The following is a 2,729-nucleotide window of genomic DNA, read 5'->3' as shown; positions in this document are numbered from 1 at the left end:
ACCGCGGGCCGCCGCCAGGGCGTGGTGTCGGTCACCGGGTGGCCGGCCCCTCGGGGAGCGGGCTCCCCGAGCCGGGTGCCCGCCGGTCCCCGGGCGAGGGCAGCGCCCACCAGGCGGCGAGTCCGATGATCACGCCGGTCAGGACGGTGGAGGGGCCGCCGATGTCGGCGTAGAGGAAGTCGGTCAGCTGCCAGACGAGGAGGCCGATCGCGACGAGCCCGCAGTCGCGGATCCCGCGACCGGTCGCGTACCGGCGCAGGCCCGCGACGAGCAGCACCGCCCAGCCGCCCACGAGCGCGGTGAGCCCGATCAGCCCCTGTTCGCTGAGGATCAGCAGGTACATGTTGTGCGGGGACAGCAGCGGCTGGCGGAGGTACGCCTGACCGGCGCCGGCGGTGTCGCTGCCCGAGGACAGGCCGAGCGAGGAGTGTCCGTCGCGGTGGGCGGGGAAGCCCTTGAGGCCCACGCCCGCGGCCGGTCGTTCGCGCCACATCGACCCGGCGGCCGCCCACATCGTGTAGCGGTCGGTGACCGATTGGTCGGGGGCGCTGGAGACCTGGGTGATCGAGGTCAGCCGCTCGGCCACCATCTCGGAGCCGACCCCGAGTCCGCCGACGAGCACCACCGCGGCGGCGCCCAGCGCCACCAGCACCTTCACCGCCCGCCGGATCCCCGCGAGCGCCATGACCAGCACGGCCGCGCCGAGGGTGGCGATCCATGCGCCCCGGCTGAACGACAGCACCAGCGGCACCACGAGCACCAGCGCGCACGCCCCGGCGATCCGCCGGACCCGGGGAGCGAGCCCCGGCGCGAGCGCGGCGGCGGTCGCCACGACCAGCCCGTACGCGACCACCGTGGCCATGCCCATGACGTCGCCGGGGCCGAAGGTGCCCACGGCGCGGACGTCCTCGCCCTGGTAGGAGGCCCCGGTGTGGGTCGCGTACTGCACGACCCCCACCGCCCCCTGCACCAGCGCGAGGACGACGAAGCACCCGGCGGCGATCCGGAACTCCCGCGCGTCGCGCACCAGCAGCACCACGGCCGCCGGGACCAGCACGAAGACCTGGAGGTAGCGGACGAAGCCGGGCAGGGCCGCGTACGGGTCCCCGGCGGTCACCGTCGCCACCGCCAGCCCGACCGCCGGCAGTCCGAGGACGAACACGCCCAGCGGGGTCAGCGGCCGCACCCGGCCGCGCAGCGCCTGCACCCCGCAGACCAGGGCGAGGAGCAGCGAGGCGGCGTCCGCGGGCCCGACCTTCCCGGACGCGGTCGCGTCGCCGGCGGGCAGGGGGGCGAGGAGGAACAGCACGGTCGCGGCGAGGGGCAGCAGCGGCCAGTGCCGGCGCAGCATGCCCGGCAGGCCGGGGACGCGGAGCGAGGCGGTTGCGGCGAGGCTCATGCTCAACTCCCCCCGAGTCGGAAGCGGAAGAAGGAGGCGGCGGTCCGGGCGAGGATCCACAGGTCCTGCCACAGCGACCAGGTGTCGATGTAGTGGTTGTCGAAGCGGGCCCGGTCCTCGATGGAGGTGTCCCCGCGCAGGCCGTTGATCTGGGCGAGGCCGGTGATCCCGACGGGCATCCGGTGACGGGCCTCGTAGCCGGGGTGGACGCTGCTGAACTTGGCGACGAAGAAGGGCCGTTCGGGGCGCGGTCCGACCAGGCTCATGTCACCCCGTACGACGTTCCACAGCTGCGGGAGTTCGTCCAGCGAGGATTTGCGCAGGAAGGAGCCGACGGGGCTCATGCCGCGGTCGCCGGCGACGGTCCACCGGGTGGCGGACTCGTGCTCGTTCGCGCGCAGGGTGCGGAACTTCAGCAGGGTGAAGGGGCGCCCGTACAGCCCGACCCGCTCCTGACGGAAGATCACGCCGGGGCCGTCGGAGAGCCGTACGGCCAGCGCGCAGGCGCCCATGACGGGGGCCGCGGCCAGCAGGGCCAGGGCGGCGAGGGAGGAGTCGATGGCCCGCTTGGCGTAGCGCTCCAGCGGCCGGGAGGGGCGCGGCAGCAGCGGCTGCACGGCGTACCCCCAGAGCTGGTCGGCGGGCTGCGCGACCCGCATGCCGGTGACCTTGGCGGTCCCGGCGGGGTCGGCGAGCCAGAGCCGGCAGCCGTGGTCGTGGAAGAGCCGGACCAGGGAGGCGGTGCGTTCGTCGGCCTCGGGCGGCCGGGTGAACACGGCGTGCCGCACGGAGTTCTGGATGACGGCGCGCCGGATGTCCTCGTGGGTGGCGAGCAGCGGCAGCTGCCCGGTACCCCCTTCGGCGGCGGGTTCGGTGTCGGCGATGCCGACGGGCCGCAGACCGTACTCGGGGCGGCCGTGCAGGGCGGCGGCAACAGCGCCGGCGCCCTCGCCGGGGCCGACGACGAGCGCGGAGAGCGGCCTGCGCACGGCGGAGCGGCGGTGGAGCTGGTTGACGAATCCGCGTCCGGCGCAGGCCAGTACGGCCTGGAGGCAGACGGCGCCGAGCAGGGCGCTCCAGCCGAGCGCGTGCCCGGGCAGGGCGGCGGCGAGTACGGCGGCGGCCGCGCACCACAGCACGGCGGCCCGCCCGGCCAGCGCGGGCAGTTCGAGCAGGGCGGAGGGCGCGAGCCGGGGCCGGTAGAGCCCGGCCTGCGCGTGCAGGGCGGTGTGCGCGGCGGCGAGCAGGACGAGGGCGGGCGCGGCCGCGCCCGGCGGCCGATCGGAATAGAAAAACTATTAAAAACACAAAAAATTTAAAAAAAAGTATT

Annotated in this window: 1 protein-coding gene and 1 pseudogene; both read right to left on the bottom strand. The window is 74.9% G+C overall.

Annotation, left to right across the window (positions count from 1 at the left end; genetic code table 11):
- Positions 1 to 31 precede the first annotated feature (31 nt).
- Positions 32 to 1,399: an O-antigen ligase family protein gene (locus NOD94_RS40695; protein ID WP_281211279.1), complete on the bottom strand. Its 1,368-nt coding sequence runs from the start codon at positions 1,397 to 1,399 to the stop codon at positions 32 to 34.
- Between the two features lie 2 nt (positions 1,400 to 1,401).
- Positions 1,402 to 2,649 (bottom strand): annotated as a pseudogene (locus NOD94_RS40690) (exopolysaccharide biosynthesis polyprenyl glycosylphosphotransferase); the annotation flags it as partial.
- Between the last annotated feature and the right edge of the window lie 80 nt (positions 2,650 to 2,729).

It is taken from the genome of Streptomyces sp. Isolate_45 (assembly GCF_024721315.2).
Lineage (GTDB): Bacteria > Actinomycetota > Actinomycetes > Streptomycetales > Streptomycetaceae > Streptomyces.
Note: the sequence above shows the minus strand (reverse complement) of the source record. Positions and strands in the feature narration are given on the sequence as shown.